The following is an 11,756-nucleotide window of genomic DNA, read 5'->3' as shown; positions in this document are numbered from 1 at the left end:
AATGGTGTGCGTATGGTTTGCGTCAGGAATAAGCACGACCGCTCAACAAACGCGGCATAGCAGGGGATAAGCGCCTATGGCGCCGGAGATATAACAGTCAATGCCACTGACTGCTTTCGGCGCGCACCTACCTTCAAAGTTTTCCAGCTTCGCCAAGCTCGCGACCCGCCTGACGCGAACACCGGTCAAAGCGAATCCTCCAGCATCCCCGCATACTCCTCTGCCGTCGCAATCCGCGGATTGGTCTTGTGGCAGTGGTCGGCCATCGCGCCCTTGATGATGTCGGGAAACTGATCGCGGCTCACGCCCATGGCCGCCAGGCCGGTGGGCAGGCCGAGGCGGGCATTCATGTCGCGCACCGCGTCGGCGACATCGCTGCCGGCCGAGAGGCCCATGGCGTGGGCCATGCGCTCCAGGCGTTTTTCTTTTTGAATCGATTCAGCGCCGGCATTGAAACGAATCACCGCCGGCAGGAACATCGCGTTGAGTGAACCGTGGTGCAGGCGCGGATCAACGCCGCCCAGGCTATGACTTAAAGAGTGCACGCAGCCCAGGCCTTTCTGGAAGGCCATCGCGCCCTGCATCGAAGCGCTCATCATGTTGAGGCGCGCCTCGCGGTCGCTGCCGTCGCGGGTGGCGCGTTCGATGTTCGCCCAGCCGCGTTGCAGGCCATCCAGACCAATGCCGTCGGCCGGCGGGTTAAAGGCGGGTGCCATGAAGGTTTCCATGCAGTGCGCAATCGCGTCCATGCCTGTGGCAGCCGTCAGTTTGGCGGGCAGGCCCAGCGTCAGTTCGGGGTCGCAGATCGCGGTTTTGGGGACGATGTGCCAGGAGTGAAAACCCAGCTTGCGGTGGTCGTCCAAGATGATGATGGCGCCACGCGCTACTTCGCTGCCGGTGCCGCTGGTGGTCGGCACCGCGATCAGCGGCACGGCCCGGTCCGTGATTTTGAGCGAGCCCCCTTCGATGGTGGCGTAAGTCTTGAGCGGGCCTTGGTGGGCGGCGGCAATCGCCACGCCTTTGGCGCAGTCAATCGCCGAGCCACCGCCGACGGCGATCAGGCCATCACAGCCGCTGGCGTGGTACACGGCCACGGCGGCACGCACCGCGGCTTCGGTCGGATTGGAAGGGGTCTGGTCAAACACCGCCACCGTTATTCCGGGCAGGGCGTCAAGTGCTTTTTGCAACACACCGGCGGCTTTGACACCGGCATCGGTGACGATCAGCGGTTTGGTGATGCCGACGCGTTCACATTCCTGCTTCAGCAGCTTGACCGCACCGTAGTCGAACTGGATTTGGGTGACGTAATAAATGAAGGCCATGGGGTGTTGTCTCTTTGTGGCGTTGTACGATTCGATGACTTTACTTTAATGGCTGAAGTTGGCTAGACCCACCAGCAAACCCTGATTGCCGTCACCTTGGCGATAGCGCTGCCGCCCCCAGAAACATTGAACGAATGACACAACCCGCCGAGCCCAAAGACCTGCTGACCCCTGCCATGCGCGACGTGCTGGTACGCATGGCGCGCGCGGCGCGTCCGCCGCTGCACACGCTGAACCCGCAAGAGGCGCGCGCAGCGTATGAGGCAGGCGCGGGTGTGCTGGAGATTCCGCCGGCGCCACTGGCGCGTATCGAGGACTTCAGCATCCCGGCGCGCGACGGTTTTGCGTTGTCCTTGCGGCTGTATGCACCTTCGCACGACAAGCTGCCGGTGCTGATGTATTTCCACGGCGGCGGTTTCACGATTGGCAGTGTGGCCTCGCACGACATCCTGTGCCGCCAGCTCAGCCACCTGGCCGGCTGCGCGGTGATTTCGGTGGATTACCGGCTGGCGCCCGAGTACAAGTTTCCGACGGCCGCCAACGATGCGTGGGACGCGCTGGCCTGGCTGTCCTTCCATGCCGATGACAAGGGCCTGGACGGTACCCGTCTCGCGGTCGGTGGTGACAGCGCCGGTGGCACGCTGGCGGCGGCGTGCGCCATCCAGGCACGCGACATGGCCATGCCGCTGGAGTTGCAACTGCTGATTTACCCCGGCTGCGCGCCGCGACAGGATTCTGATTCACACCGCCGCTTCGCCGAAGGTTTTGTGCTGGAGGCCTCGCACATCGACTTCTTTTTCAACCAGTACCTGCGCAGTCCGGCAGACCGGGATGACTGGCGCTTCTCGCCGCTAATCGCACCCGATGTCGATGGCGTGGCGCCCGCCTGGATGGGCCTGGCCGAGTGCGACCCGCTGGTCGACGAGGGCGTGGCTTACGCCGATAAACTGCGCATGGCCGGGGTCACGGTGGACCTCGAAATTTACCGCGGCGTGACCCACGAGTTCATCAAGATGGGCCGCGTCATTGTCGAAGCCAGGCAGGCCCATGCCCATATGGCACATGCCCTGCGCCATGCATTTTCAAAATAAGTGAGAGACATGAAACGACAGGACTTCCGATTTTTCCACCGCCTGCGCGTGCGCTGGGCCGAGGTGGACATGCAGAAAATCGTCTTCAACGCGCATTACCTGATGTATGTCGACACCGCCGTGGCCGACTACTGGCGCGCGCTGGCTTTGCCCTACGAAGAAGCCATGCACGAGTTGGGCGGCGATCTGTATGTCAAAAAGGCCTCGGTCGAATACCACGGCTCGGCGCGTTACGACGACCAGCTCGACATCGGCCTCAAATGCGCGCGCATCGGCAACTCGTCGATGGTTTTCACGGGTACGATCTTCCGCGGCGATGCACTGCTGATCACCTGTGAGCTGATTTATGTGTTTGCCGACCCTGCCACCCAGACCTCGCGGCCTGTGCCCGAAGGCCTGCGCAAAATCCTGACCGGCTTCGAGGCCGGCGAGCCCATGGTCACGGTCAAGACTGGCGCATGGTCAGAGCTGGGCGAACACGCTGGCGCGATCCGCACCGCCGTGTTTGTCGAGGAACAGGGCATTCCGCTGGAGATGGAATGGGACGAGGCTGACAAGACCGCCGTGCACGCAGTGGCTTACAACGGCCTGGGCCAGGCCATAGGCACGGGGCGCCTGCTGCAACATGCGCCGGGCAGCGGAAAAATCGGCCGTATGGCGGTGAACCGCGTCCTGCGCGGTTCCAGCCTGGGGCGCGAACTGCTGAGCGCGCTGGTGGCGCGAGCTGAACAGCGCGGCGACACCGAGGTGCTGCTGCATGCCCAGCGCAGCGCCGAAGGTTTTTACGCCCGCCTGGGGTTTGCGCCGCGCGGCGAGCCGTTTGATGAGGTCGAGATTCCTCACATCGAGATGGTGCGGTCGCTGGGTGGGAAACGCTAGCGGGAATTTTTCTGTCACTGCGGGCTAGTCCCGCAATCCATGTCACGCGTACCAACAGCCTGGATGCCGGGTCAAGCCCGGCATGACAAACAAAGAAGACGACTAGGTCTGCCAGCGCAGCCGTACATTTTGCGCGCCGGGCACATCGCCCGTGCGGTGCGAATGCGTGACTTCCTGCAACGCGATATCCCAGCCCTCTTGACCGGCGGACGCCACCAGCACCGTGCTGCAGCGCGTGCCGTAACCGTGTTCGGGAAAATCCACAAAGGCGCTCGACAGCGCTTCTTCGAGCGCCAGCGGCACACCGGTGCTGGGCAGGTCTTCGCGGTCGGCGCGCCGCCTGTCCCTGAGCGCCGCCATCAACTCTTGCTCGACCGCGTTCTCGCTGGACGCAGTCAGCGCCGAATCCAGTGCCCTTTTCAGGCCCAGGGTTTTCGGCCAAGGCGTATCGAGTGCGCCGTTGGACAAACCATAAACACCGGGCTGCAATGCGCGTGATTCCAGCCCCGGTCCCGGCTTGTTGCTGAGCCAGTGCAAGACGCTGCTGTTGAAGTCACCGAGCACGAGGTTGAAGCCGCCGTAGGCTGCGGGCTCCATCTGCGCCATGAAACTGGCTGCGTCGCCATCGCTGTCAAGCCAGCGTGTGATCAGCTCACCGCGCGATTTCTCGCCGGTCAGCGAGGCCGGGCCGCGCACATTGGTCAACATGGCGATCCGCCCCGCCGCAGTCAGGCCCATCCAGGTGCCGCCTGCGCGCAGGTCGCGGCCCGAGATGATCTCGGTGCCGGCTTCACTCTTCCAGCGGGCCAGGGGCAGGGTGGGGCGGTCCAGGAACTCGTCGCGGTTCGCGGCAATGAGCAGCGGCCAGCGCGCCGAGGCGCCGATGGCGAAAGCGATCAGACACATGTCAGAACAAGCTCAAATATCTTCGAGCAAGGGATAGGGCAAAGGCAGCAAAACCAACGCCGGCCCGGTCACGCTGCCCAGGGTCAGCCGCCCGCCTTCGGCATCGGCCGCCGCCGAGGTCTGCATCGACACGATGGCATCGAAACCGCTGTCGAGCCGCGGCGCGCAGGCGGCGACCAAGCCGCACGGTTGTTCTGCGTCCAGTGCGTGAAACACCTCCTGGCCGACGGCAGGCCCGGCCTCGGTGTGGGCCAGGTAAGCCCGGCGTTTGAGCGTGCCGCGGAACTGGCTGCGCGCCACAATTTCCTGACCGGGGTAACAGCCTTTTTTAAAATTCACGCCGCCTACTGATTCGTAGTTGAGCATCTGCGGCACAAAGGCTTCAAAAATCGGCTGGGTGATCATGGCGATGCCCGACCGAACCTCCAGCCACTGCCATTGTTCGAGCGGCAGCGCGTCACCTGCCGGGACCGGGGTGCCGACCGGCGCGCACCACAAAGCACGGGGTTGTCCGTTGCCGGGATAGAGGAACACAATATTTGCAGAATTAATATCTGCCTTGGCCCATACTGGATGGGCGCCAGCAGCTATGGATTCGATAGCACTTCCGGCCAGCCCGAAGAGTGCATAGTCAGCCGTGGCATCGCTGAGTTTGGCCTTCGCGCGCATCACAAACATCGACAAGCGCTTGAGCGTGGCGACCAGGATGTCCTGGCTGCAAACCATCAGAATCTCGTCATGGCTGCGTTTGAAAACAATAAAGCTGGCCTGCATGCGGCCTTTGGCATTGCAAAAAGCCGCCAGCCGCGCGTCAGACAAGCCGAGCAGCGCCACGTCCTGCGTCAATTGGCCTTGCAGAAACTTGGCGGCCTCTTCGCCGGCCACGCGGATCACGCCCAGATGGCTCAATCCGGCGACCCCGGACAAGGTGGAAACAACAGGCAAATCAGTGGGAGATGTCAACATAAGCTGAATTATCATGGACCCATCGTTTTCAGGAAGGCAACAGGGTTGTGCGTCGTTTTTTAATGAGTGTGCTGGTGTTGATGTTTCTCGCCGGCCTGTTGGTGTTTGGTGCTGTCGGCTGGTGGCTCTACGAGCCCCTGACGTTAAAGCCGCAGCCCGGCAACACGGTTGTTGATCTCGAAATCGAGCCCGGCACACCGGCCCAGCGAGTGGCAAATACCGTGGCCGCCAGCGGCGTCGCCGTCGAGCCGACCTTGCTGTACGCCTGGTTCCGGCTGTCCGGCCAGGCGCGCCAGATCAAGGCCGGCAGTTATGAAATCACCCCCGGGACCACACCGCGCTCGCTGCTGAGCATGCTGGTGCGCGGCGAGGAAAGCCTCAAAAGTGTGGTTTTCGTCGAAGGCTGGAATTTCCGTCAGATGCGTGCGGCGCTGCAAAAGGCCGAGGCGCTCAAACCCGACAGCATGGGCCTGAGCACGGACGCCATCATGGCGCAGCTTGGCAAACCGGGTGTACACCCCGAGGGCCGCTTTTTCCCGGACACCTATACCTATGCCAAAGGCTCCAGCGACATCGCTGTGCTCAAACGCGCGGCGCGGGCCATGGACCGGCGCCTGGAAGCCGCCTGGGCGCTGCGCGATGCGAACACGCCGCTGAAAACGCCGGACCAAGCGCTGGTGCTTGCCAGCATCATCGAAAAGGAAACCGGCAAACCCACGGACCGGCCCGAAATCGGCGGCGTGTTTGTCAACCGCCTGCGCATCGGCATGTTGTTGCAGACCGACCCGACCGTGATCTACGGCCTGGGCGAGCAGTTCGACGGCAACCTGCGCCGGCGCGACCTGCAGACCGACACGCCTTACAACACCTACACCCGCGGCGGCCTGCCGCCCACGCCGATCGCCATGCCCGGCAAAGAGTCGCTGCTGGCCGCCGTCAAGCCGGCCCCCACCAAGGCCCTGTATTTTGTGGCGCGCGGCGACGGCAGCAGCCAGTTCAGCAGCAGCCTGGATGAGCACAACCGGGCGGTCAACAAATACCAGCGCGGACAGTGATGGCCCCCACACTCCGCACTGACGTGTCGTCGCTGCCCCCCGGGGGGGCTAATTTTCCTTGGGGCGGCCCAGCGGAAAATTCAATGGCCCCCACGCTCCGCACTGACGTGTCGTCGCTGCCCCCCGGGGGGGCTAATTTTCCTTGGGGCGGCCCGGCGGAAAATTCAATGGCCCCCACACTCCGCACTGACGTGTCGTCGCTGCCCCCCGAGGTGGCGCTGCGCCTGCGGCCCGGCAAAACCGGTTCCGCGGTCCTGGCTGAAAAAGAAGAGGTGGTCCTGTGAATGTTGCTCCTGGCCTGTTCATCAGCTTCGAAGGCATAGACGGCGCGGGCAAATCCACCCATATCGCTGCGCTGGCCGACGCCTTCAAGGCGCAGGGCAGGGCAGTCACCCTGAGCCGCGAGCCAGGCGGCACACCGCTGGCCGAGAAGCTGCGTACTCTGATTCTCAACGATGTGATGGACCCGCTGACCGAAGCGCTGCTGATTTTTGCGGCGCGGCGCGACCATTTGACGACCGTCATCGCACCGGCGCTGGCGCGCGGCGACGTGGTTTTGTGTGATCGTTTCACCGACGCCACCTTTGCCTACCAGGGCGGCGGGCGCGGCTTCGACCTCGAAGTGTTATCAAAACTGGAGCTGTGGGCGCAGGCGGCGCAAGGGCTGGGGCGCGATTTTGTTCATGAACTGGGCCGCAAGGGCGCGGCGCCGGCGATTGTCCAGCCGGACCTCACGGTCTGGTTCGACCTGGCGCCCGAGGAAGCCGCGCAGCGGCTGGCCGGCGCCCGGGTGCCGGACAAGTTTGAGATCCAGCCGGTCGAATTTTTTCGCCGCGTGGCCCGGGGATATGCCGACCGGATGGCGCAGGACCCGGCGCGTTTTGCCCGCATTGACGCTGCGCGCGCACGTGAGAACGTCTGGCATGCGGTGTACCAGGTCTTCGCCGAAAAGGGCTGGCTGCCATGAGCGAGGAAGCCCTGAACCCGAACCCGCTGCTGGCACCCTGGCTGCAAACCCAGCTGCGCGCCCTGCTGGCGCAACGCGGCCATGCCTGGCTGCTCAGCGGGCCATCCGGCCTGGGTCAGTTCGACCTGGCGCTGGCGCTTGCCCGAGCCTGGCTGTGCGAGCAGCCGACGGCTGACGGAGCTTGCGGCGTCTGCGGCAGTTGCCATGCGGTCGCCGTCCACACCCATGCCGACCTTTGCGTGCTGATGCCCGAGACCCTGTCGCTCGCGCTGGGCTGGCCGCTGGACGAAAAAACCCAAGACGACCTGGACGCCAAAAAACGCAAGCCCAGCAAGGAAATCAAGGTCGATGCCGCGCGCGAGGCAGTCAGTTTCACCCAGTTCACACGTTCACGCGGCACAACCAAGGTGGTGCTGGTCTACCCGGCCGAACGCATGAACACGATCACCGCCAATACCTTGCTCAAAACCCTGGAAGAGCCGCCCGGCGCAGTGCAGTTCATCCTCGCGACCGAAGCCTCTCACCAGTTGCTGCCCACCATACGCAGCCGCTGCCAGGGCCACACCATGCACTGGCCGTCACATGACGCGGCGCTGGCCTGGCTGGCGGAACAGGCGCCCGGCGAGGGCAAGGCCGCAGCCCGACCCACGCCCGCTGACCTGCTCACCCTGCTGGCTGCTGCTGGCGGCCGTCCCGCCGACGCACTCGAACGCCTGCGCGACGGACCCAGCAGCGCCAGCGCCCAGCACTGGCAGGCCCTGCCCAAAGCCATGGCGCGCGGCGATGTCACTGCGCTTTCCGACATGGCGCCGGCACAGGCGGTCGATGCGCTGCAAAAGCTCTGTCACGACGTGCTGGCGGTCAGAGCCGGTGCCCAACCCCGGTTTTTTAAGGCGTCGGACCTGCCGGGCGGCAAAGCCGGAGGCTCGGGCTTTATGGCACTGGGTGCCTGGTCCAAAGAGCTGGCTACCACCGCGCGCACCGTCGAACACCCCTACAACCCCGGCCTGATGCTGGAAACCCTGGCGAGCCGGGCGCGCCAAGCGCTGGCTGCCAAATAAGCGCGGTTTCTTGCTGGCAGCGCGACACCCAAGCCTATAAACTAGCCTCATGAGTACCTTGCCACCCGCCAGTACCCCCGGCGCCAGCGCGCGGCCAAGCGTCATCCAGTTGGCCATCCGCGAAAAGGCGGCACTGTACGCAGCTTACATCCCGCTGTTCACCGAAGGCGGCCTGTTCATCCCCTCGGCCCGCGACTACAAACTCGGCGACGACATTTATGTGCTGCTAACCCTGCCGGACGATATCCAGCGCTACCCGGTGGCGGGCAAGGTGGCTTGGGTGACGCCGGCGCGTGCGTCCGGCAACCGCACCCAGGGCGTGGGTGTGCGGTTCCCGAACGACGAAAAATCGCGCCTGCTCAAGATCAAGATCGAGGAAATCCTCGGCGCGCACCTGGCGTCTGACCGCCCGACCCAAACCATCTAGGCTCCTGCCAGGTCGGGTCGCTATTTTTTTGATAGCAGCTTGCACCCACCGGATATGGGCTGGAGCCCGATTTCAATCATAAATACTGGCTTTTTTGATGTTCACCGATTCCCATTGCCATCTGAGTTTTCCCGAGCTCCAGGCCCAGTTGCCACAGATACGCGAAGCCATGGTCCAGGCGCAGGTCGACCGCGCCCTGTGCATCTGCACCACGCTCGAGGAGTTCGAGACGGTTCACGCGCTGGCCACGGGCTATGACAATTTCTGGTGCAGCGTCGGCGTGCATCCGGACAACGAAGGCGTGACCGAGCCCAGCCTGGACGATTTGGTGAAGCGCGCGGCGCTGCCCAAAGTGGTGGCCATCGGCGAGACCGGGCTGGACTACTATCGGCTCGGCGAGCGCACGGTGGCCGACATGGAGTGGCAGCGCGAGCGCTACCGGACCCACATCCGCGCTGCCCGCCAGACCGGCAAGCCGCTGGTGATCCATACCCGCAGCGCATCAAACGACACCCTGGCGATATTGAAGGAGGAGGGTGAAAACGCCGATGGAGCAGGGCGAGCCGGCGGGGTGTTTCACTGCTTCACTGAAACCGCGGAGGTAGCACGTGCCGCACTTGATCTCGGTTTTTACATCTCGTTTTCTGGCATCCTGACCTTCAAGAATGCCGCTGACCTGCGTGAAGTCGCCCGTTTTGTGCCGCTGGACCGGACCCTGATCGAGACCGACAGCCCCTACCTGGCGCCCATGCCTTACCGCGGTAAAACCAACAATCCGTCTTACGTGCCTTATGTGGCCAAACAGGTGGCCGAGCTCAAGCAGCTGCCGGTGGAAACCATCGCCGAGGCCACCAGCCGCAACTTCGAGCGCCTGTTTTCAGGGGTCATGGCATGAAAAATTACTTCACAAATTACATTAAAAATGCGGTTTATCTAATTGTTTTTTCTGCATATATTTCCGCCTTTGCAGGATCTTACGAAGACTTCTTCGTGGCCATCAAGCGGGACGATGCCGCACAAGTCCGACAACTGTTGGGGCGTGGCTTCGACCCCAACACCATCGACTCCAAAGGTCAGAACGGCCTCTACCTGGCTTTGCAGGAACCGTCACCCAAAGTGGCCCAGGTTCTAGCGGAATGGCCAAAAACCAATGTCAACATGCTCAACGCCCAAGGCGAAAGCGTGCTGATGATCGCAGCGCTCAAGGACAACATCGGTGCGGCCACCAGCCTGATCAAACGCGATGCCGACGTCAACAAGACCGGTTGGGCGCCACTGCATTACGCCGCCACCAGTGGTAGCCTGGCTATCTTGAGCCTGTTGCTGGACAACCATGCCTATATTGACGCCGAGTCGCCAAACGGATCGACGCCGTTGATGATGGCAGCAATGTATGGCACGCCGCAGGCCGTCAAGCTGCTGGTTGACGCCGGGGCCGACCCATTACTGAAAAACCAGCAAGGCCTGACCGCCATCGACTTTGCCCGCCGCATCAGCCGTACGGAATCCGTCGATCTGCTGACGGCGGCCATCCGGAGCAAGCAAGCCACGGGCAAGTGGTAGCCGTTTTCGACCCGGTTGGCTTTCTTTGCGTGGCATTGGTCGAGGGTCCTGGATCGCCGACCTGAATTCATTATAAAAGTTCTACGATGTATAGCCGCGTAAGGTGTTGATTTCATTGGAAATTCTTTCAATCTGTAGTAAATTTTTTGAGCCGGTGGGGAAGATGCGTTCCTGCGGAGCCGCTCAACGCGGGGAGGCCGTTTCCTTGAAACGTCCAGGAAGCGGGGTCAGGCTTTTCATGGCGCGCAGCATCCGCCCGTGGTCGGTTTGAGCCAGCATCCCGCGAGTTGGGCCAGCCCTGCGGGACTGGCTGAGGTGTGCCAGCAGCTCCATGCGGGGTCAGCTTCGCTTCGCTTATATGGGGTTTCACCCCATGCCCCGGGGCCGTCATGCCAGCCTCCGCGCATAAACCGAACCGAGCCAGCAGGCCAGCCGCAGCGGCACCCCGCGCAGCACCTGAGGCATCCAGCCCGGCCCGTGGTTGGCCAGCTTGACCGACCATCGGGCGGCAGCAGGAAACCAGCGCGGCAGGGCGGCCAGCAGTTCCCGGACCTCAGCAGGCGAAACCTGGCGACTCACGGCCGCACCCCCTGATTCCCACCATATGAAATATTGGTCTTGTAACTTAGCAGGACGTTGTTTGCCAGTTTCTCCAATGGCAGACCGCCTTTCTCCCAGTGCTTTTTCCCAAAGTGTTCTAGTAATAAATTAGGGCGGGGCGCCTCCGGCGCCCGCCCGACTGCGTCGGACGGGACGGCCCGGACGCTCCCGCTCTGTGGACGCTCACGCATCCACGGCGCGGGCGCGTCAGACCTCCCACCCGCCAAGAGGAGCTTTTCGAGTTTGCGGTTCCTGTCGTATAGCTCAGAGAACATGGCCGCTTTTCGCACCAGCAGACCCCACCAGTTCGAGTCATGCGGGTCAAATCCGTGACCCTCCGGGCTCCAGAGCCTGCCGCTGTGCATATGCCAGCCAGCCCAAGCCGCGCCAGGCAGCTCGTATCGGGCCAAGATGCGCAGCAGCTTGTTCGATGCGTACGGCACAGCAGTTTTGCCGGCAAACCAGTAGCGGACTGTGCGCGGCGTGACGTGAAGAAGTTTCCCCACCGCCTCGACGTTCAGGCCAGCATCCATGCACAGCACTTTGAACCGAGCGTTAAGCTGGGCGCGGGTTTTCGGGGTGTTGCGGTCCTGCTTCACCCCTCCAGTGTATGTTCCACGATGTATATTATGTTAAATATAGTCAGCATCTTCTCCCCAACGACCCCAAGCATCTGTCGGAACAAGTTGAACCTGCTAACCAACCTCGTTGAGCCTGCTAACCTTTCCAAGCTAAGTTTGCTAACCGGAACGGTCTGGAAATTGAAGTTGCAGCTGAGCTGAGCTTACTCGGTCGCTCAACAGCTATCTGATTGGGATTCCAGCCAAAGCGTCGTCCATGACGACACAGACTGATCTTGCCCCCGAAAAACGTACTCCATAGCTGATGTGAAAATTCAGTAATTGGAGATGAGAAATGA

The 11,756-nt window shown here is 62.6% G+C and carries 13 protein-coding genes; 8 read left to right on the top strand and 5 right to left on the bottom strand.

Annotated elements, in window-relative coordinates:
- Positions 1-185 precede the first annotated feature (185 nt).
- Positions 186-1,322: a 4-hydroxybutyrate dehydrogenase gene (gbd, locus tag IEX16_RS14305; RefSeq protein ID WP_188709165.1), complete on the bottom strand. Its 1,137-nt coding sequence runs from the start codon at positions 1,320-1,322 to the stop codon at positions 186-188.
- A gap of 134 nt (positions 1,323-1,456) precedes the next feature.
- Between gbd and IEX16_RS14300 the strand changes: the two genes are divergently transcribed.
- Both IEX16_RS14300 and IEX16_RS14295 read left to right on the top strand, forming a co-directional pair.
- The gene (locus IEX16_RS14300) at positions 1,457-2,413 is read left to right on the top strand and encodes an alpha/beta hydrolase (RefSeq protein WP_229676356.1); all 957 of its coding nucleotides are present in this window, start codon (positions 1,457-1,459) and stop codon (positions 2,411-2,413) included.
- A gap of 9 nt (positions 2,414-2,422) precedes the next feature.
- A complete protein-coding gene (locus tag IEX16_RS14295) occupies positions 2,423-3,292 on the top strand; it encodes a YbgC/FadM family acyl-CoA thioesterase (protein WP_188709164.1) in 870 nt (289 codons plus the stop codon).
- A 102-nt stretch (positions 3,293-3,394) separates the two neighbouring features.
- Here the strand turns inward: IEX16_RS14295 and IEX16_RS14290 are convergent, their stop codons facing one another.
- Positions 3,395-4,198: an NRDE family protein gene (locus IEX16_RS14290; RefSeq protein ID WP_188709163.1), complete on the bottom strand. Its 804-nt coding sequence runs from the start codon at positions 4,196-4,198 to the stop codon at positions 3,395-3,397.
- 12 nt (positions 4,199-4,210) lie between these two features.
- Positions 4,211-5,164 carry a CAF17-like 4Fe-4S cluster assembly/insertion protein YgfZ gene (gene ygfZ, locus IEX16_RS14285; protein WP_188709162.1) on the bottom strand — a complete coding sequence of 318 codons (954 nt, stop codon included), beginning with the start codon at positions 5,162-5,164 and terminating at the stop codon, positions 4,211-4,213.
- A 47-nt stretch (positions 5,165-5,211) separates the two neighbouring features.
- Here ygfZ and mltG point away from each other — a divergent pair, with 47 nt between their 5' ends.
- The 6 genes from mltG (at position 5,212) to IEX16_RS14255 (ending at position 10,237) form a co-directional block, all read left to right on the top strand.
- Complete coding sequence (mltG, locus tag IEX16_RS14280) at positions 5,212-6,219, top strand: endolytic transglycosylase MltG (protein ID WP_188709161.1); 1,008 nt, start codon at positions 5,212-5,214, stop codon at positions 6,217-6,219.
- 280 nt (positions 6,220-6,499) lie between these two features.
- Positions 6,500-7,186, top strand: coding sequence for a dTMP kinase (gene tmk / locus IEX16_RS14275; protein WP_188709160.1), 687 nt, complete (start codon positions 6,500-6,502; stop codon positions 7,184-7,186).
- The gene (locus IEX16_RS14270) at positions 7,183-8,247 is read left to right on the top strand and encodes a DNA polymerase III delta subunit-related protein (protein WP_188709159.1); all 1,065 of its coding nucleotides are present in this window, start codon (positions 7,183-7,185) and stop codon (positions 8,245-8,247) included. Before tmk ends, IEX16_RS14270 begins: the two co-directional genes overlap by 4 nt.
- A 49-nt stretch (positions 8,248-8,296) precedes the next feature.
- Positions 8,297-8,674 carry a PilZ domain-containing protein gene (locus IEX16_RS14265; RefSeq protein WP_188709158.1) on the top strand — a complete coding sequence of 126 codons (378 nt, stop codon included), beginning with the start codon at positions 8,297-8,299 and terminating at the stop codon, positions 8,672-8,674.
- Between the two features lie 97 nt (positions 8,675-8,771).
- On the top strand, positions 8,772-9,569 hold the full coding sequence (locus IEX16_RS14260; RefSeq protein ID WP_188709157.1) for a TatD family hydrolase: 798 nt from the start codon (positions 8,772-8,774) through the stop codon (positions 9,567-9,569).
- Positions 9,566-10,237, top strand: a complete 672-nt coding sequence (locus IEX16_RS14255; protein WP_188709156.1) for an ankyrin repeat domain-containing protein — start codon at positions 9,566-9,568, stop codon at positions 10,235-10,237. The genes IEX16_RS14260 and IEX16_RS14255 overlap by 4 nt, the downstream gene beginning before the upstream one ends.
- A gap of 387 nt (positions 10,238-10,624) precedes the next feature.
- Here IEX16_RS14255 and IEX16_RS14250 read toward each other — a convergent pair whose 3' ends face one another.
- Complete coding sequence (locus tag IEX16_RS14250) at positions 10,625-10,816, bottom strand: hypothetical protein (RefSeq protein WP_188709155.1); 192 nt, start codon at positions 10,814-10,816, stop codon at positions 10,625-10,627.
- Positions 10,813-11,436 carry a VC1465 family Xer recombination activation factor gene (locus IEX16_RS14245; RefSeq protein WP_188709154.1) on the bottom strand — a complete coding sequence of 208 codons (624 nt, stop codon included), beginning with the start codon at positions 11,434-11,436 and terminating at the stop codon, positions 10,813-10,815. The genes IEX16_RS14250 and IEX16_RS14245 overlap by 4 nt, the downstream gene beginning before the upstream one ends.
- Positions 11,437-11,756 lie beyond the last annotated feature (320 nt).

The organism is Polaromonas eurypsychrophila, from assembly GCF_014641715.1.
GTDB lineage: Bacteria > Pseudomonadota > Gammaproteobacteria > Burkholderiales > Burkholderiaceae_C > Polaromonas > Polaromonas eurypsychrophila.
The sequence above is the reverse complement of the archived record's forward strand: the minus strand, read 5'-3'. Positions and strand labels throughout refer to the sequence as shown.

Coding starts and splice junctions, on each gene's coding strand:
- ygfZ (WP_188709162.1), bottom strand. CDS start 5,164: ATGTTGACATCTCCCACTGATTTGCCTGTTGTTTCCACCTTGTCCGGG.
- IEX16_RS14270 (WP_188709159.1), top strand. CDS start 7,183: ATGAGCGAGGAAGCCCTGAACCCGAACCCGCTGCTGGCACCCTGGCTG.
- IEX16_RS14265 (WP_188709158.1), top strand. CDS start 8,297: ATGAGTACCTTGCCACCCGCCAGTACCCCCGGCGCCAGCGCGCGGCCA.
- IEX16_RS14295 (WP_188709164.1), top strand. CDS start 2,423: ATGAAACGACAGGACTTCCGATTTTTCCACCGCCTGCGCGTGCGCTGG.
- IEX16_RS14260 (WP_188709157.1), top strand. CDS start 8,772: ATGTTCACCGATTCCCATTGCCATCTGAGTTTTCCCGAGCTCCAGGCC.
- IEX16_RS14300 (WP_229676356.1), top strand. CDS start 1,457: ATGACACAACCCGCCGAGCCCAAAGACCTGCTGACCCCTGCCATGCGC.
- IEX16_RS14290 (WP_188709163.1), bottom strand. CDS start 4,198: ATGTGTCTGATCGCTTTCGCCATCGGCGCCTCGGCGCGCTGGCCGCTG.
- gbd (WP_188709165.1), bottom strand. CDS start 1,322: ATGGCCTTCATTTATTACGTCACCCAAATCCAGTTCGACTACGGTGCG.
- IEX16_RS14255 (WP_188709156.1), top strand. CDS start 9,566: ATGAAAAATTACTTCACAAATTACATTAAAAATGCGGTTTATCTAATT.